Here is a 20,909-nt window from a genome sequence, read left to right on the forward strand (position 1 = left end):
TCTCCCGTCAAACTGGGATCCCCAGTTCTGCCCGCAGCTTCCTGGTCAGGCCACCGGCCACCAAGCGATGCGAGCGGCGGATGTACTCTGCTATCTCTGCTGCAGCGAGTTCCGTCTCCGGATCGAGCGTCACCCATTTGCGCTTGGCGAAGTAGGGAGCCTGCGCCACGCCACCGAGTGCCGTCAGGATTTCGAAGCTTTCCTCGCTTACCTTGAAGCAGATCCGCCGTTCGACATCGGTCAGCAGTGTGAAGACCTTGTCGCCCACCTTGGCCACTCGGGCATCCCACTGGTCGACAAGGCTGGTTCCTGGCAGGCTCCGCACGAGCGCCTCGAATCCGTCCCGGTCGAAAAGACTCATGCGCCGGTTCCCCCGATCTGGGTGGCGATCCACATCGCCAGTCGCTCGGCCACTTCGCTCTTGGTGAGATCGGGCCATGCCTCGACTCCATCATGCGAGATAAGGCGAACCCGGTTACGGTCGCCACCCATCACGCCGGTTTCGGGGGAGACATCATTGGCGACGATCAGGTCGGCACCCTTGCGCTCGAGTTTGGCCCGACCATTGTCCTCGACATTTTCCGTCTCGGCAGCAAAGCCGACGACGAGGCGCGGGCGCTCGGGGTGGTGTCCGATTGTTTTCAAAATATCGGGGTTTTCGGCGAGCTGCAGCGGTGGCGGCGCCTCGCCGGGCTGCTTCTTGATCTTCCTCTCCGCCGAGGCCGCCACCCGCCAATCGGCCACGGCAGCGACCATGACCGCTATATCGACCGGCAGCGTGGAAATCACGGCATCGCGCATCTCTTCGGCGCGCTCGACATGCACTGTCCGAACGCCCTCGGGGTCGGGAATGATCACAGGCCCTGAGACGAGGGTCACGTCCGCACCAAGCCGGGCCAGTGCCGCCGCGATCGCATGTCCCTGCTTGCCGGAGGAGCGGTTTGCGATGTAGCGCACGGGATCGATCGGCTCATGTGTCGGCCCGGAGGTGACGACCGCCTTCAGCCCGGCGAGGGGCCTGGGTCCCGAAAGCAGATCCTCAACGCGGGCGACGACCTCCAGCGGTTCGGCTATGCGTCCGCGCCCGCGTTCGCCACTCTCAGCCATCTCGCCTTCCATTGGCCCGATCGCCTGGATCCCGTCGCGCTGGAGCACGGAAAAATTCCGCCGTGTGGCCGCATGGGACCACATTTTCGGGTTCATCGCAGGCGCGATCAGCACAGGGCGATCAGTCGCGAGCAATACGGTCGAGGCCAGATCGTCGGCAAGTCCGTTCGCCATCTTCGCCATCAGGTCAGCGGTGGCGGGCGCGACGAGCACGAGATCACATTCCCGCGCCAGCCGGATGTGGCCCACATCCTGTTCGTCTTCGCGGGAGAAAAGTTCGGTATAGACATGGGAGGCCGAGAGGGCGCCCACGGCGAGCGGTGTGACAAATTCCTGCGCCCCTCGCGTCATGATCGGGCGCACGTCAGCACCGCGCTCGCGAAGCCTGCGAATGAGGTCGAGGCTCTTATAGGCGGCGATACCGCCCGCGATTATCAGCAAAATACGCTTTCCGGCCAAGGTCATGCAAAGGGACCCCTTTCTGTCGGCCGGACCCTAGCGCAAATTCTGCGGGTGGAAAATGCTTGAAGAACAAGACTGGTAAACGGAGCGGATCAACCATTCGTGCCGAGGCGGAGCGGCACCTCCGCGACAGTCCCGCGCTCGGTTTCAAGGTAACGCAGCCCCGTCCCGAGCGTTGCGGCCATCGACTTGACGATGCGACTGCCGAGCCCTGTGCCCTTCGGCGCGCAATCGGGATCGATGCCTACGCCATCGTCCTCCACGCGCAGTATCGCCTCCTCGCCCGAGATCGTCTTGAGCGTCACCCGGATGTCCCCACTCTGCCCCTGGGGATAAGCATATTTGAAGGCATTGGTGACGAGTTCCGTGACCACCATGCCGACGGATACGGCCTTGTCGGCGGTCAGCGTGATCGGATCGGCATCGAGGAGCAGACGGATCGGCCTTTCGGCGCTGTGCAACGAATTGTAGAGCTCGACTGTCAGGCGATTGAGATAACGGTCGAGTTCGACCTTGCTGACGTCGTCGGACGTATAGAGGCTGCGATGCATGCCGGCGATCGCCGAGATCCGCGCCTGGGTTTCGGCGAGTTCCGCCTTGACCTCCTCGCTGCGGGCACTCGAGATCTGCAGTCGGAGAAGGCTCGCCACGAGCGCCAGCGAATTGGCAACACGGTGATTGACTTCGGCAAGCAGCGCCTCCGCCCTTTCCTTGCCAAGCCGGATCTCTTCGTCAGCCTTCGCCTTGGCCGCCCGCAACTGGGCATTGGCGACGGACTGCTCGATGGCGCTCGTCAGCAGGGAAAGGAAGTCGTCACTGACCGTCTTGATCACATAGTCGGCCGCGCCAGCCTTGATCGCCTCGATCGCAACCTGGGCCTCGTTGGAGCCCGTGACATAGACGACGGGCAAATCGACCTTGCTCTCGCGCATCTGCGCGAGAACTTCGTGGCCTGTGCCGTGTCGCAGATAATGGTCGAGCACGACGACGTCGAAGCCCTCGCTGTGCATCCGCTCGAGCGCCGTTGTTGGGTTTTCGGCATGGGACACTTCGTGCCCCAGCCGACCCAGATGCTTCTGCACCAGCCGCGCGATGGCCGCATCATCGTCGATGTAGAGGACACGGAATCTCATCGACGCTGATCCGCGGTCATGGGATCTGCATGACGGAGAAGAAGAGACCGAGCTGGCGGATCGCGTTGGCGAAATTGTCGTAATCGACGGGTTTGGTAATATAGACATTGGCCCCGAGGTCATAGCACCGCTGGATCTCCCGCTCGTCATCCGTCGTGGTGAGGATGACGACCGGCAGCCGCCGCGTATGCGGATTGGATTTGATCTGGTCGAGAATATCGGTGCCCGACATGTCCGGTAGATTGAGGTCGAGCAGGATCAGAAGGTAACGATCTTCCGAGGCCTTGCCGCTGCGATCCTTTCCAAGAACGTAGTCGAGCGCCGCGGTCCCGTTGGTAAACGGGATGATCTCGTTGTGCACGCCGGCGCGCCGCACGTTCTTCTCGATGAGACGGGCGTGACCCTCGTCGTCTTCAACCATGATGATGGTGACTTCTTTACCCACGGCTTTCATATTCAACTCCGTACCAAGCGTGACAGATCAGATGGCAGTCGCAGTACGAAGGTCGATCCCTTCCCTAGGCGGGACCGAACCGTGATCTCCCCACCCAGGTTGCGCGCAAGCGAGCGGACATGGGCGAGACCGATGCCTTCGCCGGACTGGTCCTGATGGCCGGACCGCCGGAAGAGTTCGAAGATGCGTTCGTGATCCTGTTCTGCAATGCCACGGCCATTGTCCTCCACTTCGATCCGAACCATGAGCCGCCCTTCGGGCGCGGTTCGGACAGCGAGGGCCAAAGGCCGATCCGGATGCTTGTACTTTATCGCATTGTCGAAAAGGTTACCGAGAATCTGTTCGACCGAAAGCCGGTCGGTGTTGAGGCGGGGCGCCTTGATGTCGAGGTCGATGTTTCCGTCGCTCTCACTGATCTGATGATAGACGCTCGCGGTGATGGTCTCCAGCATCGGTTGCAGTTCCACGATCTCGGGCTTCAGCTGGCGCCGGCCGTCGCGGGAAATCTTGAGGATGGCGTTGATCAGGCCGTCCATCTTCTTCGTTGACGAACGAATGAAGCCGATTGCTTCCGGCAGGTCCTCGGCCGCCGCCAGCCGCGCCTCGTGGATCTGCTCCTCCGATATGGCTTTGCCGTCGTTCAGCACATAGGCCTGCAACGCCTTCAGCGAAGCATCCAGTTCCGCCGTGAAGCCCATGATGTTGACCAGCGGCGCACGCAGGTCGTGGGTCACGATATAGGCGAAACGCTGAATTTCCTGGTTGGCCTGCATCAGGTCCTCGGTGCGTTCTGCAACGCGCGCCTCGAGGCCTTCGTTCAGGACTTCCACCTCGCGGCGGGAGGACGCAAGCGCCCGGACATGTTGCGCGACGACGAGGAGCGCGCCGCCCATGACGGCGATAATGGCGATGCCGCCACCGATGGTGATCCATTGAAGCTGTTGTGTGGCGGCAAGTTGGTCCTGGGTTCCGCTTTCGACATTGGCGTCGGACAGTTCCTTGAACCGATCGAGTATCTCGCGGATGTCATCCATCAACTCGCGGCCGACATCGCTCTGGACGAGCTCGATGGCCTGATCCGGCTCGCCGCTCCGCACGAGATTGATTGTCTGCCCCATCTCGTCCAGCTTGCTGCGGACCCTGTCGCGCAGCTCAGCCATCTGCGCGGCTTTGATCGGCCGATCCTTCACGGCTTCGCCAAGCTGTGCCAGGTCGTCCCGGATCTCGGCGGTGGCGCCTTCATAGGGCTGCAGGAACAGCTCGTCGCGTGTGATGACGAAGCCGCGCTGGCCGGTCTCGGCATCCGTCAGCTTCTGCATCAGGTCGGCCGACATGCGACGGATGCTGCGCTCCTGCAGGATGTAGTCGAAAGTCGAGCGCGTGCGCTCGACGAGACCAAGGGTCGCGACGATGATCCCGATGAGAATTCCGGTGCCGATCAGGAGAAAGAGCAGCGTGGACCGAACGAAGCCGGTTTGGGTGGCAGACATGGTGCTCCTGAGGGAACAAAGAAAGCATAATGCCGTTGCAACGCCGCTTGTGCGGCATTGTTCCATCAAGACATCAAGAAAATTTGGTCCAAGCGGGCGACGTTTGGGCGTGAGATCAGGAGACCTGGACCGCAATCACGACGGCAGCCGCAGCAATGACCCAGAGCGCCGCCCGGCCGAACCGTGTGTGCCGGGCCTCCGCACGTCCGATACGCTCGGCCGTGTCGGCGTCAAAGCGAAGCCCTTCCTCGCTCATGCGCACGATTTCGCCATGCAGCTTTTCGGTCTTGGCCGCGATCTCCGGCAGCGCCTCGGCCAGCCTCAGGGCCGCCTTCGCGCCATCCTTCAGGTCGGTCGCGATCCGCTTAGGCCCGAGATTGTCGCGGATCCAGTGCGAAACGACGGGTTCTGCGGCCTTCCACATGTTGAAACGAGGATTGAGGATGCGCGAGACACCCTCGACCACAACCATGGTCTTCTGCAGCATCACGAGTTCCGGACGTGTTTCCATGTCGAAGATTTCGGTGACCTCGAACAGCAGCGTCAGCAGCTTGCCCATCGAGATGGTCTCTGCCGGTTGTCCGTGGATCGGCTCGCCGATCGCCCGGATCGCCTGGGCGAAGCTCGCGACATTGTGGTGCGATGGAACGTAGCCCGCCTCGAAATGGACCTCCGCCACGCGCATGTAGTCGCGGGTAATGAAGCCATAGAGGATCTCGGCGAGGAAGCGGCGCTCCTTCTTGCCCAGACGCCCGGCAATGCCCATGTCGACCGCGACAATCATGCCAGCGGGATCCACGAAGAGATTGCCGGGATGCATGTCGGCATGGAAGAAGCCGTCACGAAGCGTATGGCGCAGGAAGGACTGGATCAGCGTGTCGGCCAGCGCATCAAGGTCGTGCCCGGCGGCCAGAAGTCCTTCGACATCCGACATCTTGATGCCGTCGATCCATTCCATGGTGACGACGTCGCGTCCTGTCCGCTCCCAGTCCACTGTGGGGACGCGGAACCCGGGATCCTCCTTGGTATTCTCGGCAATTTCCGAAAGGGCAGCGGCCTCGAGCCGCAGATCCATTTCGACCTTGGTGGTCTGCTCGAGCGTCCTGGTCACCTCGACCGGTCTCAGCCGTCGGGTATGCGGCAGGAAACGCTCCTGCAGATGCGCCACCAGATACATGGCCTCGAGATCGGCGGCGAAGCGCTTGCGCACGCCGGGGCGGATCACCTTCACGGCCACCTTGCGCCGTCCCTCCGGTGTGTCCACCTCGGCCGGATGCACCTGCGCAATCGATGCGGCAGCAATCGGCTCGTCGAAGCGCGTGTAGAGATCTTCAATCGTCCGGCCAAGAGACTCACGGATCGTGGCTCTGGCTGCTTCGGTCGGGAAGAATGCCATGCGGTCCTGAAGGCCCGACAGATCCTCGGCGAAATCCGCGCCGACGACATCCGGTCGGGTTGCGAGAAACTGGCCGATCTTCACATAGGAAGGGCCCAGCCGCGCGACCGCATTGGCCAGTCGATCGGCCCGGTCGACGGATTTGGCTCGGCTGCGGGCAAGCGGAGCCACGGCCGCCTTGGCGAAGCCGACGAGGGGAGGCAAACCTTCTGATGGCAGCGCCGCCACGACGCCTTCCCGCACCAGCACCCAGCCGACCCGCGCCAGTCGGAAATATGCACCGATCGTGCTCATGCGCCTCAGATCTTCCAGCCGGAATGCAGGGCTGCGATCCCGCCGGTATAGTTGGTGTAGCGCACGTTGGCGAAACCGGCCCGTTCGATCATCCGGGCGAAATCCGGCTGGTTGGGAAACTTGCGGATCGATTCCACGAGATACTGATAGGGCTCGGCATCGCCGGTAATCATCTTGCCAAAGCGCGGGATCGCATTGAACGACCAGGCGTCGTAGACCTTGTCGAGCAGCGGCATCTCCACTTCGGAGAATTCCAGCACCAGCAGTCGTCCACCGCGCTTCAATACCCGGAACGCTTCCGACAGCGCCACGTCGATATGCGGCACGTTGCGGATGCCGAACGCAATCGTATAGGCGTCAAAGCTCTTGTCTTCGAAAGGAAGGCTTTCGGCATTGGCCTCGACGAAGGTGAGGTTGGGGGAGAGCCCCTTCTTTTCTGCCCGCTCGGCGCCGACGCCGAGCATCGAGCCATTGATGTCGAGCACGGTTGCATGGGCCAAGCGGTTCGAGGCTTCGACAATGCGAAACGCGATGTCGCCCGTGCCGCCGGCAACGTCGAGGATCTTGTAATTCGGATCCTTGCGCGGATTGAGGGCCGCCACCATCGCATCCTTCCAGACGCGGTGCAGACCGGCCGACATCACGTCGTTCATGATGTCGTAGCGCTTGGCCACCTTGTGGAAGACCTCGTTGACCAGACCCTGCTTTTCCTGCTCGTCGACCTGGCGGAAGCCATAGGAGGTTTCCATGCCACCCTCGGCGGAAATGCGGCTTGCAGTCATCGGTTCACTCCACGTAACGGACAGGTCGGGCGGACCATAGCGAAAAGGGCTCTCACGCGCTATCTGCGCAGGACACCGGCTTCAAGGCTGGTCTATAGACCGTAAAACAGGCGCTTCAAACAGAAAGATGGGCTGAAATGCCGGAATTGCCAGAGGTTGAGACAGTCAGACGCGGTCTGGCACCCGCCATGGAAGGCGCCAGATTGCAGCGCCTGGAGCTTCGGCGCCCGGATCTGCGCTTTCCCCTGCCGCGCGATTTTGCCGCAAGGGTAGAAGGACGCCGGATCCTCGCCTTGTCGCGTCGGGCAAAGTACCTGCTGATCGATTTCGAAGACGACCTGACGATCATTGCCCATCTCGGCATGTCCGGCTCTTTCCGCATCGAGGCGGAGGAGGGGGCAAATCTGCCCGGCGTCTTCCACCACGAGCGCAGCAAGGACGAAAAGCACGACCACGTCGTCTTCCATCTCGACCGCCCGGAAGGCGTCGTCCGTGTCGTCTATAATGACCCGCGCCGTTTCGGCTTCATGGAGCTGATGGCGCGCTCCGAACTCGACACTTATCCGGCCTTCCGCGATCTCGGTCCCGAGCCGGTCGGCAACCGGCTCTCCGCCGACTATCTGGCCACGCGTTTCGCCGGTCGCAGCCAGCCGCTGAAAAGCGCTCTGCTGGACCAGAAAGTGATTGCTGGTCTCGGCAATATCTATGTCTGCGAGGCGCTCTGGCGCTCGCATCTCTCACCCACCCGCAAGGTATCCACACTGGTGACGGCAAAAGGCAGGCCCAAGGCGGAGCTCGCCGTGCTGACCGACGCGATCCGCGAGGTCATTGCGGATGCGATCCAGGCAGGCGGCTCGTCATTGCGTGACCATATCCAGGCAGACGGCACGCTGGGCTATTTCCAGCATTCCTTCCGGACCTACGACCGGGAAGGCAAGCCCTGCCTCTCGGATGGTTGCCAGGGTACCGTCGAAAGAATAGTTCAATCGGGCCGCTCTACATTCTATTGTCGGGCCTGCCAGAAATGAGGCCAAGGGCCGCGCAAGTGAGGAAGCCATGTCATATGAAACCCTGTTGATCGAACGCCGCGATCGGGTGGCGTTGATCACCCTCAACCGGCCCCAGGCGCTGAACGCCCTGAATTCCACCGTCATGCGCGAGCTCGGGCAGCTTCTGGCCGAGCTGCAGGCCGATGCCGCGATCGGTGCCGTCGTGCTCACCGGTTCGGAAAAGGCCTTTGCGGCGGGTGCCGACATCAAGGAAATGCAGTCGCTCGATTTCGTTGACGTCTATACCGGCAATTTTATCAGCGGCTGGGATGCGATCGCCGGCTTCAGCAAGCCTTTCATTGCGGCCGTGTCCGGCTTCGCGCTCGGTGGTGGCTGCGAGCTCGCCATGATGTGCGACTTTATCATCGCCTCGAAGAGCGCGAAGTTTGGCCAGCCCGAGATCACGCTCGGCGTCATGCCCGGCATGGGAGGCTCGCAGCGCCTTACCCGCGCAGTTGGCAAGGCCAAGGCCATGGATCTTTGCCTGACCGGCCGGATGATGGATGCGATCGAGGCAGAAAGCGCCGGCCTCGTCGCCCGCGTGGTCGAACCGGAGCGCTTGCTCGACGAGGCGCTGGAAGCGGCGGCAAAGATCGCGTCCTACTCGCTGCCATCCGTCATGATGACCAAGGAGGCGGTCAACCGGGCTTTCGAGCAGACTCTGACGGAGGGGTTGCGCTTCGAGCGCCGCCTGTTCCATTCTCTCTTCGCCACCGAAGACCAGAAGGAGGGCATGGCCGCCTTCGTTGAGAAGCGCAAGCCGGCCTTCCGGAACAGATAAGCGCAAGGGAGGGCGCGATTCCTGTCGAATCCGCGTTGACGCATTCGCGCTTTCCCGCTATATGCCCGCCCACGGTTGGGAAAGCCATTGCGCTTTCTCATGAAGCAGCTCCCCAAGTGCTGGTATGGCAGGTCGCAACGACCCGACGCGGCGATGGTGGGCTTTGGTTTGAATTTCGAGAGAGGCATCCATGGCCAACACTTCTTCGGCGAAAAAGGCGACCCGCAAGATCGCTCGCCGCACTGCAGTCAATAAGGCTCGTCGTTCGCGGGTCCGTGGTTTCATCCGCAAGGTCGAAGAAGCCATCGCTTCTGGTGACGCTTCGGTTGCCAAGGATGCACTTCAGGCTGCCCAGCCGGAGATCCAGCGCGCCGCCACCAAGGGCGTAGTTCACGCCAACACGGCATCGCGCAAGATTTCGCGTCTCGCCGCTCGTGTGAAGGCCCTGGCTGTCTAATTTTAGACACTGTTTCGACATTTTCTGAAGAGCCTGGCGTTTCGCCGGGCTTTTCGTCGTTTCCGTTTCGGCGGTGTTGAGCTGGCGCATTGTAATGCGGTGAAACAAGCTTACTTGTCAGTCGCATGACATAAAATACCCAATCATTACATTGGCTTGAGAGAGGTCGTCAGCTTCGCCTCCACTTTCCGCCGGGGGAAGTTGGGCGCCTTGTGAGTCAAGAGATTTTTTATTTTTCTGCTCTGCCGGAGGTCCATTTTGCCGCCGGCCATGAATCTCCTTGATTCAAAAGCATTTCTTTTTCGACCGAATGTGACGCAAAAATGAAGTACCAAGAGTCAATGGCCGCCGCCGGAGTTTGCGTAAAAATCCCGGTTGATCTTGCCATTTGATCCTGCCTTAATGGCCTCCAGCAAGGGGGCAGGGAAACCTCCGAAACGACGGCTCGGACGGCAGCAATGTGGTCTGGACCAGTCTACCCTTGCCGGAGCGGAGTGTTTCCATTCCGTTTTATCATAAAGTGTTCGGCGTTGCATCGGAGACGTAGTCGTCTCCGCGCGATGAGGATTTGTGTCTTGTCTGCAGCATTGCAGATCGGGCCGGAGAATTACGAGCCGCATGTCGAGGATGCGGTTCGGGGGACAAGGGACGACCATCGTCTTGAGGGGGCGAGGGGCAAGTCATGCGGGTGCTTTCGGCTGAAGCACCCTTGTGATGCGTCTGGGGACTGTCGATCCTTCGGGGTCGGCGCGAGATGAAGCGGCTGTCGGGCGAGCATTGAAGCGCCCTACACCAGGAATGATTTTGGAAGGCGGCAATATGCACATGAACTCGATGACGGCCAGTGCGTTGGTAAACGGGGACAATGCACAGTCGGCGCTTGGCGTCGCGTGCTCCGACGGAGCAGGAGAGAATGCCGGAATGACACATAGCGACCTCTTCGACCGCTTCAGCAAAAGACTGAAGGCGCAGGTCGGGGTTGATGTCTACCAGAGCTGGTTCGCCCGCCTTAAGCTGCATTCGGCTTCCAAGAGCGTGGTTCGGCTGACGGTTCCCACGACCTTCCTGAAGTCCTGGATCAATAACCGCTACCTGGATCTGATCACGTCGATCTTCCAGGCGGAGGATCCGTCGATCCTGAAGATCGAGATCATGGTCCGCACCGCCAGCCGCAACACCCGCGGCCCGATCATGGACGAGCGTCAGGTGGGTTCCGAGCCCGCACCCCAGCAGACCACAGCGCGCAAGACAAGTCCGCAGGGCATCGGCCAGATCGCCTCGCCGCCCGGTCCGTCGTCGGTCACGGGCCGCGCGACAAGCACGGCAAGCCCGCTCTTCGGCTCGCCGCTCGACAGCCGCTACACCTTCGATGGTTTTGTCGAAGGCGCGTCGAACCGGGTAGCACTCGCGGCCGCCAAAACCATCGCCGAAGCCGGCGCTGGCGCCGTACGCTTCAACCCGCTCTTCATTCATTCCTCCGTCGGTCTCGGCAAGACGCATCTGTTGCAGGCGATCGCCAATGCCGCAGTGCACAGCCCGCGCGCGCCGCGCGTGGTCTATCTGACCGCCGAATATTTCATGTGGCGCTTTGCCACCGCCATCCGCGACAACGATGCCCTCACGCTGAAGGACTCGCTGCGCAACATCGACCTCCTGATCATCGACGACATGCAGTTCCTGCAGGGCAAGATGATCCAGCACGAGTTCTGCCATCTGCTCAACATGCTGCTTGACAGCGCAAAGCAGGTCGTCGTCGCCGCCGACCGTGCGCCCTGGGAACTGGAATCGCTTGACCCGCGTGTTCGTTCGCGTCTCCAGGGTGGCGTTGCCATCGAAATGGAAGCGCCTGACTACGATATGCGTCTCGACATGATGAAGTCGCGCCTGGAAGTCGTCCGCAAGGATGACGCTTCGATCGACATTCCCGCCGAGATCCTGGAACATGTTGCGCGCAACATCACCAGCAGCGGCCGCGACCTGGAAGGTGCCTTCAACCAGCTTCTGTTCCGCCGTTCCTTCGAGCCGAACCTGTCGATCGAACGCGTCGATGAACTGCTCGCCCATCTTGTCGGCGCGGGCGATCAGAAGCGCGTGCGCATCGAGGACATCCAGCGCGTCGTCGCTCGTCACTACAATGTTTCGCGCCAGGAACTGGTGTCCAACCGCCGCACCCGCGTCATCGTCAAGCCGCGCCAGATCGCCATGTATCTGTCGAAGACGCTGACCCCGCGCTCCTTCCCGGAGATCGGTCGCCGCTTCGGCGGTCGTGACCACACGACGGTTTTGCATGCGGTTCGCAAGATCGAAGAGCTGATCTCGGCCGACCAGAAGCTGTCGCAGGAGATTGAACTCCTGCGTCGCCTGATCAACGAATAAGCGAAAAACCGCAGACTTTGAGGCCACCGAGATCCCGAAACGGGCTCTTGGTGGCCTTTCCGTATCCGGACGCGGTCAGACGCGGACGATCGCGATGATCTCGGGGTTACGATCCAGATGAGACGGGCGATCTCAACTTTCCAGAAGTTTCATTTCAGCATAGCCCGCAGTCAACGATGAGGCTGTATTCCCGCGTTCCGCCAGGCGCTCTTCCTCAGCAGGCGAGGTCTGCGACGACGGCGTTGAGGATCAGCATCCCGGTTGGTGTTACCCGAAGCCTCGAATTGCCCAGCCGCTCGATGAAGCCCTGCTCCAGCAGGAACTGCTCCTTGTCGGGATCGGGATCGCGACCGGAAAGCTGCTGCCACCGGGCGAGATCGACGCCCTCGCGCAGGCGAAGCCCCATCAGAAGCAATTCGTCGGCCTGCGCCTCGTGATCGAGCTCTTCGCGTTCGATCATCCCGTGGCCATTCTGCTCGACGGCAGAAAGCCAGGTTTCCGGATGCCGTTCGGCCACCGTCGCGATCTTCGTCCGCCCTTGCGTCAAACGCCCATGCGCTCCCGGACCGACGCCGGCATAGTCGCCGTAGCGCCAGTAGGTGAGGTTGTGCCGGCTCTCGGCACCCGGGCGGGCATGGTTCGACACCTCATAGGCCGGAAGCCCCTCGCGCGCGGTAATCTCCTGCGTCGCCTCGTAAAGCGTTGCCGCATGTTCGTCATCGGGCACGATCAGCTTGCCGGCCTTGTGCAGGCCGTAGAAGGCCGTGCCCTCCTCGATGGTCAGCTGGTAGAGCGACAGATGGTCGACGGCATAGGACATGGCTTCCTTCAGTTCACGCTCCCATCCCTCCACCGTCTGGTTGGGCCTGGCATAGATCAGGTCGAAGGACATGCGCGGAAAGATCTCGCGCGCCAGCCGGATGGCTTTCAGCGCATCAGCGACGTCATGCAGTCGGCCGAGAAAGCGCAGGTCAGGATCGTTCAGCGCCTGCACACCGAGCGAGACGCGGTTGACGCCGGCAGCCCGGTAGCCGTGAAAGCGGGTCGCCTCGACGCTGGAGGGATTGGCCTCCATCGTGATTTCGATGCCATCGGGCATGTGCCAGTTGGCGGCAATCCCATCAAGGATGGCGCCGACCGTCGCGGGATCCATCAACGAGGGCGTGCCACCGCCCATGAAAACGCTGGTGACCGTCTTCGGCCCGGAGAGCGCCCTGATCGCCTTCATCTCGGCGAGGAATGCCGAGACAAAGCGAGCCTGATCCACGGGCTGGTGGCGTACATGGCTGTTGAAGTCGCAGTAAGGGCATTTGGCCGCGCAGAAGGGCCAATGCACATAGACGCCGAAGCCGGGTTCTCCCGTATCAGGTAGAAGCGTGAAGGACCGGTCGGTCAAGGGGTCACGCCTCCAGGCAGGTTTCGACGAAGAGCTTGAAGGCACGTGCGCGGTGCGACAGCGCTGCTGCATCGCCCGGTTTCCAGCCATGCTTCTCGTCCGCGGTCATCTCGCCGAAGGTGCGCTCATGGCCTTCCGGCTGGAAGATCGGGTCATAGCCGAAGCCGGCGGACCCACGCGGCGGCCAGGCAACGGTGCCCTCGACCTCGCCCCGGAAGAATTCGGTATGGCCATCGGGCCAGGCGAGGCAGAGCACGCTGACAAAGCGGCAGCTCCGTTTCGCCGGATCAGAAGCGTCGCGTTCTGCAAGTGCTGTCTCGACCTTTTCCATCGCCATGGCAAAGTCGCGACTGCCATCCTCGCGTTCGGCCCAGTTGGCCGTGTAGACGCCGGGCGCGCCGTCGAGTGCATCGATGACGAGGCCGCTGTCGTCGGAGAGGGCTGGCAGGCCAGACGCCTTGGCTGAGGCCAGCGCCTTGATCGCGGCATTTTCCTCGAAGGTCGTGCCGGTTTCATCCGGTTCGACGAAGTTGAGGTCCTTGGCCGACTTGGCGGAAAAGCCGAAGGGGCCGATCAGGTCGGCGATCTCGGCGATCTTGCCGGCATTGTGGCTGGCGACGACGATGGTGCGGGTATCAAGCTTGCGCATGCGGTCCTCAGAGATTCCAGAGTTTCGGTTCGGCGCATTCCAGGCTGTTGCCGGCGGGATCGCGGAAATAGATCGAGCGGGCGCCACTGGGCCAGCGGAAATCGGATTCGATGGTGATCCCGGCGGAAATCAACCGTGCCACCATGGCGTCGAGTGCATCGCCGGATACGCGGAAACACAGGTGACCCGCGCCGCTCGTGCCATGTGCCGGAACCGGCAGCGACCCTGCTGGCGCGGGCTTTGCCGTCTCCGCCGCATTGAAGATCAGCACCACCGTCTGCCCGCAGCGGAAGAAGATGTGCCGATCGTCATGCCGTGCGATGCGTTCCAGGCCCAGTACGGCGCCATAGAAATGCTCGGCGGCGTCGAGGTCGGACGCATAGAGCGCCGCTTCCAGAACGCCTTCGATCTCCCCTGCCATCCGCCCGGCCTCTTCGCCTCAGTCCCGAGGTCTCAGCCGATCGCCTGCTTCTGCAGGGCGACCAGTTCGTCGATCCCGTTGCGGGCGAGGCCGAGCAGGATCAGAAACTCGTCCTGGCTGAATGGCTTGCCTTCGGCCGTGCCCTGGATCTCGACGATGCCGCCGGTTCCGGTCATGACGAAATTGGCATCCGTCTCGGCTGCCGAGTCTTCCAGATAATCGAGGTCGATCACCGGCTGGGTTGCGAAGATGCCGCAGGAGACGGCCGCGATATGGTCCTTCAGGACCTTCTCGACCTTGATCATGCTGCGGGTTTCCATCCACTTCAGGCAATCATGCAGCGCGATCCACGCGCCGGTAATCGCCGCAGTGCGCGTGCCGCCATCGGCCTGAATGACGTCGCAGTCGATCGAGATCTGCCGCTCGCCGAGCGCTTCCAGATCGACGACAGCGCGCAGCGAGCGACCGATCAGCCGCTGGATTTCCTGCGTGCGGCCGCTCTGCTTGCCGGCGGAGGCCTCGCGGCGCATGCGGTCGCCGGTGGCGCGCGGCAGCATGCCGTATTCGGCCGTCACCCAGCCCTTGCCCGAATTGCGCAGCCACGGCGGGGTCTTGTCTTCGAGGCTTGCCGTGCACAGCACATGCGTATCGCCGAATTTGACCAGGCAGGAGCCTTCCGCATGCTTGGAAAAGTTGCGCTCGAACGAAACCTTGCGCATTTGATCGGTTTTTCTGCCGGATGGCCGCATTGCAATCTCCTGGGTTGTCTGTTGCCTTCTAAGGAGGGAGCTGCGTATTTGCAAAGAAAAACCATGTCGCGGCGCGCAGTGGCGCGCCGGACGCGATTTATTCCTTGGTCATCCCGTGCGCTGTGACTATATTTCCGTCATGAAACATCTGAGATCCAGTCCGCTCCGCCAATGGCATCACTGAAGACGACCGTCGCAGACGTTTCCGCCTCCCTGGACGATCGTTCAAGGGAAGTGTTTCGCCGTATCGTCGAGACCTATCTCGACTCGGGCGATCCGCTCGGCTCCCGCAGTCTTTCGCGTCTCCTCCCGATGTCGCTTTCGCCGGCCTCTGTGCGCAATGTCATGAGCGATCTCGAGGATCTCGGCCTAATCTATGCGCCGCATGTCAGCGCCGGGCGCCTGCCGACGCAAGCCGGCCTGCGTTTTTTCGTCGATGCCTTCATGCAGGTCGGCGATCTCTCGGATGGCGAGCGCGACGAGATCGAACGGCAGATCCGGCCGACCAGCGCCGACCAGCCGATGGAAGCCATGCTCACCGAGGCGAGCCGCATGCTGTCCGGGCTTTCGCGCGGTGCAGGCCTTGTCATTTCGTCCAAGAACGACCCGATCCTGAAGCATGTCGAATTCATCCGGCTGGAGCCGACCAAGGCGCTCGCAGTTCTTGTCGGCGAGCACAACCAGATCGAAAACCGCATCATCGACCTTCCGGCCGGCGTGACCGCGTCGCAGCTGACGGAAGCGGCCAATTTCCTCAATGCCAATCTGGCAGGCCAGACGATGCGGGAATTGCGCAGCCAGATCGAGAAGCTCAAGACGCAGGTCGCGAGCGAGCTTGATACGCTGTCGCGCGATCTCGTCGAGCGCGGGCTCGCGGTCTGGTCGGGCGAGGTTGCAGACAAACAGCCGGCGCGGCTCATCGTGCGCGGCCGGGCCAATCTCCTCGAAGGGCTGGTCGGTTCAGACGACATCGACCGGCTGCGGCTCCTCTTCGATGACCTCGAACGCAAGGAAAGCCTGATCGAAATCCTCGATCTGGCGGAGACCGGGCCGGGTGTGCGGATCTTCATCGGCTCGGAAAACAAGCTTTTCTCGCTGTCCGGCTCGTCTTTGATCGTCGCACCCTATCGTGACGGCGAAGATCGCATCGTCGGTGCTGTCGGCGTTATTGGACCCACGCGCCTCAATTATTCGCGCATCGTTCCCATGGTCGATTACACCGCGCAGCTCATGGCCAGGCTATCGCGCGGCCAGCGGTGAGCAATTTCCCTGCAAACCCTTGATTTTTTCGCGCCAAACCCTGATATCGGGCACGCATTCGAAACCTTGAGCTTCGAAAACGAGACATTATCCGGAGAACGTCATGACCGAAGAAACCAACAAGAACGGACCTGACGCGGCAGCCCTCGAGGCAGAAGGAACCGCGACCCCCGAAGGGCAGGTTGCAGACGAAGGAGAGGCCTCCGCTGAGCAGCAGCCTGATCCTGTCGAGGCGTTGAAGGCGGAGAACGCCGACCTGCGCGATCGCTTCCTGAGGCTCGCAGCCGAGATGGACAATCTTCGTCGCCGCACCGATCGCGAGATCAAGGATGCCAAGTCCTATGCGGTCACGGGTTTCGCACGGGACATGCTTTCGGTGTCCGACAACCTGCGCCGCGCCATCGAGACCTTGCCCGACGAGGCCCGTGCTGCAGCGGATGCAGCGTGGACGGCCCTGATCGAGGGCGTTGAAATGACGGAGCGGGGCATGCTCTCGACCCTGGAGCGTCATGGCGTTCGCAAGATCGAGGCGGAAGGCCAGAAGTTCGACCCGAATTTCCACCAGGCCATGTTCGAGGTTCCCAACCCGAATGTCGCAAACAACACGGTGGTTCAGGTCGTTCAGGCAGGTTACGCCATCGGCGAGCGGGTCCTGCGGCCGGCCATGGTCGGCGTCGCCAAGGGCGGCCCAAAGACGGAAGCCTCAACCGATGACGCCTCGAAGGCGTGACAGGCAAAGAACGGCCTTGAATCAAAAAGCGCCTCCTGGGGCGCTTTTTTTTGGCTCATCTTTGAGAGCTGAGGGTATCAGGCGGCGTTCGACGCCTGTTCCTCGTTGAGGAAGGTGTAGATAGCCGACGCCGATTCCGTCGCCCGCAGCTTGGCCACGAGATCCTGATCGCGCAGGACACGGGCGATCCGAGATAGCGCTTTCAAGTGATCCGCACCAGCACCTTCGGGGGCCAGGAGAAGGAAGACCAGATCAACCGGCTGGTCGTCCAGAGCCTCGAAATCCACGGGCGTCTCAAGACGCGCGAAGATCCCGGTGATCTTGTTGATCTTGTTCAGTTTTCCATGGGGGATGGCAATCCCGTTGCCGACGCCGGTCGAGCCGAGCCGCTCGCGCTGCAGGATGACGTCGAATATTTCCCGTTCCGGAATGTCGGTGAGCTTGGAAGCTTTGGCCGCAAGTTCCTGAAGCAGTTGCTTCTTGGAGTTCACCCGGAGTGTAGGTACGACAGCATCCTGCTGCAGCAAATCTGCCAATGCCATATCAATGTCCTTCATGCCTCGGATCGAGGAGCGGGCGACTGCAAAAGACAGTCGCCCTTCCGATCTTCAGCCTTTGATGTTGGCGGAATCGATCCACCCGATATTACCGTCATTCCGACGATAAACGATATTCAATTGTTCTTTTCCCGGGCTTCTGAACAGAAGAACGGGTTCGTCGGTCATGTCGAGTGCCATCACGGCGGTCGCCACCGACATGGTGCGCAGTTGCTTCGTGCTTTCCGCAACGATTGTCGGCGAAAAATCGTCCGGCACTTCATCATGCTCGTCGTCTACGGAATCCATGACCGTGTAGGCCACCTCGATCGACGGGTTCTGTGCTTCCCCGGCGTGGTGATCCTTCAGCTTGCGCTTGTAGCGTCGCAGGCGCTTCTCGACGCGTTCACACGCGGTGTCGAAGGCCACTTGAGGATCATTGGCCTCGCCTGCTGCATGCAGGTTTGCGCCGGTATCAAGATGCACCAGGCAATCGGCGGCGAAGCGCGACTGCGACTTCGTGACGACCACTTGCCCGGAATACCCTCCGTCGAAGTATTTGGTAACCGCATCCTGGATTCGGTCTTCGATCCGCTGGCGGAAAGTTTCACCGATTTCCATCTGCTTGCCGGATACACGCACACTCATGGAGTTTCCCTTCTTATGATTGGTTGCATATCCATTTTACGCCAAGCGACGTCCGCGTCCAAGCTTTTCGAGCGGTTCGGTCAGTCTGTGCCTTCGTTTGTCGGGCGTAGTCCAGGGCACTTTCCCCTGAGCGACAGTGTGCGCTGTCGATTGCGGCGCGCTTCTAGCCGCCCTCGGGAGAAGAGTCAATCTCCTGTTAATCTTTGCGTCGGGAAGGCGGCGTTCAGCCGGCCGAAATCTTCGCCATCGCCCGCTTTTCCCGGCGTCTCTGCACGGAGGAGGGGATGTTCATTGACTCTCGGTATTTCGCTACCGTGCGACGGGCGAGGTCTACGCCGCCAGACTTCAACTGATCGACGATGTCATCGTCGGAAAGCACGGCCTCGGGGCTTTCCTGGGTGATCAGGGCGCGGATCCTGTGCCGCACGGATTCCGCGGAGTGACTGTCACCGCCCTCGGCCGAGGCGATGGAGACGCTGAAGAAATATTTCAGCTCGAACAGCCCGCGCGGCGTCATCATGTATTTGTTTGTCGTGACGCGGCTGACGGTCGACTCGTGCATCTTGATCGCATCCGCCACCGTCTTCAGATTGAGCGGGCGCAAGTGATCGACGCCATGATCGAGAAAGGCCGACTGCTGCCGCACGATCTCGGCCGCGACCTTGGTGATGGTGCGCGCGCGCTGGTCGAGGCTTCGGGTCAGCCAGTTTGCATTCTGCATGCATTCCGACATGAAGGCCTGGTCCGGCGTGTCTTTGGAGGCGCCCCGTCGCCCGACGGCTGCCATGTAGCTATGGTTCACGAGCACTCGGGGAAGCGCATCCGGGTTCAGTTCCACCCGCCAGCCGCCCTGACCGTCGGGGCGGACCACGATGTCCGGTGTCACTGATTCGCTTATCGAATGTTCGAACGGGCTGCCGGGCTTGGGGTTGAGCTTGCGGATTTCCGCCAGCATGTCGATGAGGTCTTCCTCGTCGACGGCACAAATCTTCTTCAGCGTTGCAAAGTCGCGCTTGGCAAGCAGGTCCAGATTGTCAATGAGCCCGGCCATGGCCGGATCGTAACGGTCCCGCTGTTGAAGCTGGATCGTCAGGCACTCGCTCAGCGAGCGTGCAAACACACCTGCCGGTTCGAGCGTCTGAAGGGTCTTCAACGCAGCTTCGATATCGGCCAGCGAAATGCCAAGTCGTGCGGAAATCTCGGCGAGATCCGCGCGCAGATAGCCGGCTTCGTCGAGATGGTCGATCAGTACGGCCGCGAGCAGCTGATCCGGGGGCGAGGTGAGTGCGAAGGGCACCTGCTGGTTCAGGTGGTCGCGCAGACTGATCTGGCCCGCGACGAAGTCATCGAGGTCGAAGCCTTCGCTTCCCTCGCCGGATTGGCCCGGCATCGACTTCCACTGTCCGAGCAGTTCGGGAGCATCAGGGCGTTGCGCTGAGCCCTCATCGGCAAACGCCGTGTCGTAATTCGTATCCAGTCGGTCGCTCAGCCGTTCGGTGGCGCCATGCTCGTACCAGTCGCTGTCGAGCGACGGTGCCGCTGCCATGTCGTCAGCAGGTGCCTCCTGCTGGCTGGCGCTCCCGTGTCGGTCGGCATTGTCCGGTATCTCGCCGCCCAAATCTCCATCATCTGCCGCCATTTCGAGCAGCGGATTGCGCTCCACTTCCTGAGAGATGAACTGCATCAGTTCGAGGTGAGTCATCTGCAGCAGCTGAATTGATTGCATCAGCTGTGGGGTCATCACCAGCGACTGGCTCTGTCGCAGGAATAGGTTGGCGGATAAGGCCATGGCGGACGTTCGACTCCCCTACATTCCCCCGCAGCCCCGCCATTGATGGCGGGATAATCGACTTGGCCCAAAAATTGCTTTTTATTTTACTTTGGTCAAGCCGCAGGAGCGGGCTGGGCTTCGTTTTCTTCGTCCTGGCCTCAAAGGCTGAACTTGTCGCCGAGATAGAGGCGGCGCACATCGGCATTGTTGACGATGTCGTTGGCCCGTCCGTGGGTGAGCACTTCGCCCGCATGGATGATATAGGCACGGTCGATCAGGCCGAGCGTTTCCCGCACATTGTGGTCCGTGATCAAAACGCCGATGCCGCGGGCCGTCAGGTGCCGCACGAGGTTCTGGATGTCGGAGACCGAGATCGGGTCGACGCCGGCGAAGGGTTCGTCGAGCAGCATGAAGGTCGGGTCTGTGGCAAGCGCGCGGGCGATCTCGAGACGGCGGCGTTCACCACCCGAAAGCGCCACGGCAGGCGACTTGCGCAGCTTTTCGATGTGAAACTCCGACAGCAGCTCGTCGAGCTTCGCTTCGCGCTTGCGCTTGTCCGAGACATGCACTTCGAGAACCGCACGAATATTGTCTTCGACGGTCAAGCCGCGGAAGATCGAGGCTTCCTGGGGCAGGTAGCCGACGCCGAGACGCGCGCGCCGATACATCGGCATAGACGTCACATCATTGCCGTTGATCGAAATCGTTCCGGCATCGACCGGCACAAGGCCAGTGATCATGTAGAAACACGTCGTCTTGCCGGCGCCATTCGGACCAAGCAGGCCCACGGCCTCACCGCGACGCACCACAAGCGATGCGCCGTTCACGACGCGGCGCGAATTATAGCTTTTGGTCAGCCCATGGGCGATGAGCGTGCCTTCATAGCGCGCCTTGTCGCCCGGCAGGCCGGCCGGGGCAGCCGCCTTGCTGGCCTGCTTTGTCTTTCTAAGGAAGGGAATTTGCACGTT

Annotated in this window: 21 protein-coding genes; 6 read left to right on the forward strand and 15 right to left on the reverse strand. The window is 61.5% G+C overall.

Annotation, left to right across the window (positions count from 1 at the left end; all coding sequences use genetic code 11):
• Window positions 1-7: 7 nt before the first annotated feature.
• The 7 genes from QTL56_RS17230 to ubiE all read right to left on the reverse strand — a co-directional run bounded on the left by QTL56_RS17230 (window position 8) and on the right by ubiE (window position 7,118).
• Window positions 8-361 (reverse strand): MmcQ/YjbR family DNA-binding protein, encoded by a 354-nt coding sequence (locus QTL56_RS17230; RefSeq protein WP_245134387.1) that lies wholly within the window; start codon window positions 359-361, stop codon window positions 8-10.
• On the reverse strand, window positions 358-1,572 hold the full coding sequence (coaBC, locus tag QTL56_RS17235) for a bifunctional phosphopantothenoylcysteine decarboxylase/phosphopantothenate--cysteine ligase CoaBC (protein ID WP_245134388.1): 1,215 nt from the start codon (window positions 1,570-1,572) through the stop codon (window positions 358-360). Before coaBC ends, QTL56_RS17230 begins: the two co-directional genes overlap by 4 nt.
• Before the next feature lie 89 nt (window positions 1,573-1,661).
• Window positions 1,662-2,702, reverse strand: a complete 1,041-nt coding sequence (locus QTL56_RS17240; RefSeq protein WP_245134391.1) for a response regulator — start codon at window positions 2,700-2,702, stop codon at window positions 1,662-1,664.
• 16 nt (window positions 2,703-2,718) lie between these two features.
• Window positions 2,719-3,156 (reverse strand): response regulator, encoded by a 438-nt coding sequence (locus tag QTL56_RS17245; protein ID WP_229573479.1) that lies wholly within the window; start codon window positions 3,154-3,156, stop codon window positions 2,719-2,721.
• Window positions 3,157-3,158: 2 nt separating this feature from the next.
• Window positions 3,159-4,646 (reverse strand): sensor histidine kinase, encoded by a 1,488-nt coding sequence (locus QTL56_RS17250; RefSeq protein ID WP_229573478.1) that lies wholly within the window; start codon window positions 4,644-4,646, stop codon window positions 3,159-3,161.
• 115 nt (window positions 4,647-4,761) lie between these two features.
• Window positions 4,762-6,336: a 2-polyprenylphenol 6-hydroxylase gene (gene ubiB / locus QTL56_RS17255; protein ID WP_245134393.1), complete on the reverse strand. Its 1,575-nt coding sequence runs from the start codon at window positions 6,334-6,336 to the stop codon at window positions 4,762-4,764.
• Window positions 6,337-6,341: 5 nt separating this feature from the next.
• Entirely contained in the window at window positions 6,342-7,118 is a 777-nt protein-coding gene (gene ubiE, locus QTL56_RS17260; protein ID WP_229573476.1) for a bifunctional demethylmenaquinone methyltransferase/2-methoxy-6-polyprenyl-1,4-benzoquinol methylase UbiE, read from the reverse strand.
• 137 nt (window positions 7,119-7,255) lie between these two features.
• Here ubiE and mutM point away from each other — a divergent pair, with 137 nt between their 5' ends.
• The 4 genes from mutM to dnaA all read left to right on the forward strand — a co-directional run bounded on the left by mutM (window position 7,256) and on the right by dnaA (window position 11,781).
• On the forward strand, window positions 7,256-8,146 hold the full coding sequence (gene mutM / locus QTL56_RS17265) for a bifunctional DNA-formamidopyrimidine glycosylase/DNA-(apurinic or apyrimidinic site) lyase (protein ID WP_245134395.1): 891 nt from the start codon (window positions 7,256-7,258) through the stop codon (window positions 8,144-8,146).
• Between the two features lie 28 nt (window positions 8,147-8,174).
• Window positions 8,175-8,948 carry an enoyl-CoA hydratase gene (locus tag QTL56_RS17270; protein WP_229573474.1) on the forward strand — a complete coding sequence of 258 codons (774 nt, stop codon included), beginning with the start codon at window positions 8,175-8,177 and terminating at the stop codon, window positions 8,946-8,948.
• Between the two features lie 190 nt (window positions 8,949-9,138).
• Entirely contained in the window at window positions 9,139-9,405 is a 267-nt protein-coding gene (rpsT, locus tag QTL56_RS17275) for a 30S ribosomal protein S20 (RefSeq protein ID WP_229573473.1), read from the forward strand.
• 819 nt (window positions 9,406-10,224) lie between these two features.
• Window positions 10,225-11,781, forward strand: coding sequence for a chromosomal replication initiator protein DnaA (gene dnaA, locus QTL56_RS17280; protein ID WP_245134397.1), 1,557 nt, complete (start codon window positions 10,225-10,227; stop codon window positions 11,779-11,781).
• Window positions 11,782-11,995: 214 nt separating this feature from the next.
• On the opposite strand, the gene hemW is transcribed toward dnaA, so the two are convergent.
• The 4 genes from hemW to rph are packed head-to-tail and all read right to left on the reverse strand — an operon-like array spanning window position 11,996 to window position 14,996.
• A complete protein-coding gene (hemW, locus tag QTL56_RS17285) occupies window positions 11,996-13,177 on the reverse strand; it encodes a radical SAM family heme chaperone HemW (protein WP_245134398.1) in 1,182 nt (393 codons plus the stop codon).
• Between the two features lie 4 nt (window positions 13,178-13,181).
• Window positions 13,182-13,826 carry an RdgB/HAM1 family non-canonical purine NTP pyrophosphatase gene (gene rdgB, locus QTL56_RS17290; protein WP_245134400.1) on the reverse strand — a complete coding sequence of 215 codons (645 nt, stop codon included), beginning with the start codon at window positions 13,824-13,826 and terminating at the stop codon, window positions 13,182-13,184.
• Between the two features lie 7 nt (window positions 13,827-13,833).
• Window positions 13,834-14,247, reverse strand: coding sequence for a VOC family protein (locus tag QTL56_RS17295; protein ID WP_245134402.1), 414 nt, complete (start codon window positions 14,245-14,247; stop codon window positions 13,834-13,836).
• A gap of 32 nt (window positions 14,248-14,279) precedes the next feature.
• Window positions 14,280-14,996 carry a ribonuclease PH gene (rph, locus tag QTL56_RS17300; RefSeq protein ID WP_229573468.1) on the reverse strand — a complete coding sequence of 239 codons (717 nt, stop codon included), beginning with the start codon at window positions 14,994-14,996 and terminating at the stop codon, window positions 14,280-14,282.
• 171 nt (window positions 14,997-15,167) lie between these two features.
• Here rph and hrcA point away from each other — a divergent pair, with 171 nt between their 5' ends.
• Both hrcA and grpE read left to right on the forward strand, forming a co-directional pair.
• A complete protein-coding gene (hrcA, locus tag QTL56_RS17305; RefSeq protein ID WP_229573467.1) occupies window positions 15,168-16,256 on the forward strand; it encodes a heat-inducible transcriptional repressor HrcA in 1,089 nt (362 codons plus the stop codon).
• Window positions 16,257-16,359: 103 nt separating this feature from the next.
• Window positions 16,360-16,986 (forward strand): nucleotide exchange factor GrpE, encoded by a 627-nt coding sequence (gene grpE / locus QTL56_RS17310; protein ID WP_245134404.1) that lies wholly within the window; start codon window positions 16,360-16,362, stop codon window positions 16,984-16,986.
• 77 nt (window positions 16,987-17,063) lie between these two features.
• Here grpE and ptsN read toward each other — a convergent pair whose 3' ends face one another.
• From ptsN to lptB, 4 genes are all read right to left on the reverse strand, one after another.
• On the reverse strand, window positions 17,064-17,528 hold the full coding sequence (gene ptsN, locus QTL56_RS17315) for a PTS IIA-like nitrogen regulatory protein PtsN (protein WP_245134406.1): 465 nt from the start codon (window positions 17,526-17,528) through the stop codon (window positions 17,064-17,066).
• A gap of 66 nt (window positions 17,529-17,594) precedes the next feature.
• The gene (gene hpf, locus QTL56_RS17320) at window positions 17,595-18,170 is read right to left on the reverse strand and encodes a ribosome hibernation-promoting factor, HPF/YfiA family (RefSeq protein ID WP_229573464.1); all 576 of its coding nucleotides are present in this window, start codon (window positions 18,168-18,170) and stop codon (window positions 17,595-17,597) included.
• Between the two features lie 223 nt (window positions 18,171-18,393).
• Window positions 18,394-19,959, reverse strand: a complete 1,566-nt coding sequence (gene rpoN, locus QTL56_RS17325) for an RNA polymerase factor sigma-54 (RefSeq protein WP_245134408.1) — start codon at window positions 19,957-19,959, stop codon at window positions 18,394-18,396.
• Window positions 19,960-20,099: 140 nt separating this feature from the next.
• Entirely contained in the window at window positions 20,100-20,906 is an 807-nt protein-coding gene (gene lptB / locus QTL56_RS17330) for an LPS export ABC transporter ATP-binding protein (protein WP_245135477.1), read from the reverse strand.
• Window positions 20,907-20,909 lie beyond the last annotated feature (3 nt).

It is taken from the genome of Peteryoungia algae, assembly GCF_030369675.1.
Taxonomy (GTDB): domain Bacteria; phylum Pseudomonadota; class Alphaproteobacteria; order Rhizobiales; family Rhizobiaceae; genus Allorhizobium; species Allorhizobium algae.

Excerpts from the sequence above, each read along its gene's own strand:
- rpoN (WP_245134408.1), bottom strand. The coding sequence starts at position 19,959 with ATGGCCTTATCCGCCAACCTATTCCTGCGACAGAGCCAGTCGCTGGTG.
- ubiB (WP_245134393.1), bottom strand. The coding sequence starts at position 6,336 with ATGAGCACGATCGGTGCATATTTCCGACTGGCGCGGGTCGGCTGGGTG.
- ptsN (WP_245134406.1), bottom strand. The coding sequence starts at position 17,528 with ATGGCATTGGCAGATTTGCTGCAGCAGGATGCTGTCGTACCTACACTC.
- hrcA (WP_229573467.1), top strand. The coding sequence starts at position 15,168 with ATGGCATCACTGAAGACGACCGTCGCAGACGTTTCCGCCTCCCTGGAC.
- dnaA (WP_245134397.1), top strand. The coding sequence starts at position 10,225 with ATGCACATGAACTCGATGACGGCCAGTGCGTTGGTAAACGGGGACAAT.
- rpsT (WP_229573473.1), top strand. The coding sequence starts at position 9,139 with ATGGCCAACACTTCTTCGGCGAAAAAGGCGACCCGCAAGATCGCTCGC.
- ubiE (WP_229573476.1), bottom strand. The coding sequence starts at position 7,118 with ATGACTGCAAGCCGCATTTCCGCCGAGGGTGGCATGGAAACCTCCTAT.
- QTL56_RS17295 (WP_245134402.1), bottom strand. The coding sequence starts at position 14,247 with ATGGCAGGGGAGATCGAAGGCGTTCTGGAAGCGGCGCTCTATGCGTCC.
- QTL56_RS17240 (WP_245134391.1), bottom strand. The coding sequence starts at position 2,702 with ATGAGATTCCGTGTCCTCTACATCGACGATGATGCGGCCATCGCGCGG.
- rph (WP_229573468.1), bottom strand. The coding sequence starts at position 14,996 with ATGCGGCCATCCGGCAGAAAAACCGATCAAATGCGCAAGGTTTCGTTC.
- QTL56_RS17245 (WP_229573479.1), bottom strand. The coding sequence starts at position 3,156 with ATGAAAGCCGTGGGTAAAGAAGTCACCATCATCATGGTTGAAGACGAC.
- coaBC (WP_245134388.1), bottom strand. The coding sequence starts at position 1,572 with ATGACCTTGGCCGGAAAGCGTATTTTGCTGATAATCGCGGGCGGTATC.
- mutM (WP_245134395.1), top strand. The coding sequence starts at position 7,256 with ATGCCGGAATTGCCAGAGGTTGAGACAGTCAGACGCGGTCTGGCACCC.
- grpE (WP_245134404.1), top strand. The coding sequence starts at position 16,360 with ATGACCGAAGAAACCAACAAGAACGGACCTGACGCGGCAGCCCTCGAG.
- QTL56_RS17250 (WP_229573478.1), bottom strand. The coding sequence starts at position 4,646 with ATGTCTGCCACCCAAACCGGCTTCGTTCGGTCCACGCTGCTCTTTCTC.
- QTL56_RS17270 (WP_229573474.1), top strand. The coding sequence starts at position 8,175 with ATGTCATATGAAACCCTGTTGATCGAACGCCGCGATCGGGTGGCGTTG.
- hpf (WP_229573464.1), bottom strand. The coding sequence starts at position 18,170 with ATGAGTGTGCGTGTATCCGGCAAGCAGATGGAAATCGGTGAAACTTTC.
- QTL56_RS17230 (WP_245134387.1), bottom strand. The coding sequence starts at position 361 with ATGAGTCTTTTCGACCGGGACGGATTCGAGGCGCTCGTGCGGAGCCTG.
- rdgB (WP_245134400.1), bottom strand. The coding sequence starts at position 13,826 with ATGCGCAAGCTTGATACCCGCACCATCGTCGTCGCCAGCCACAATGCC.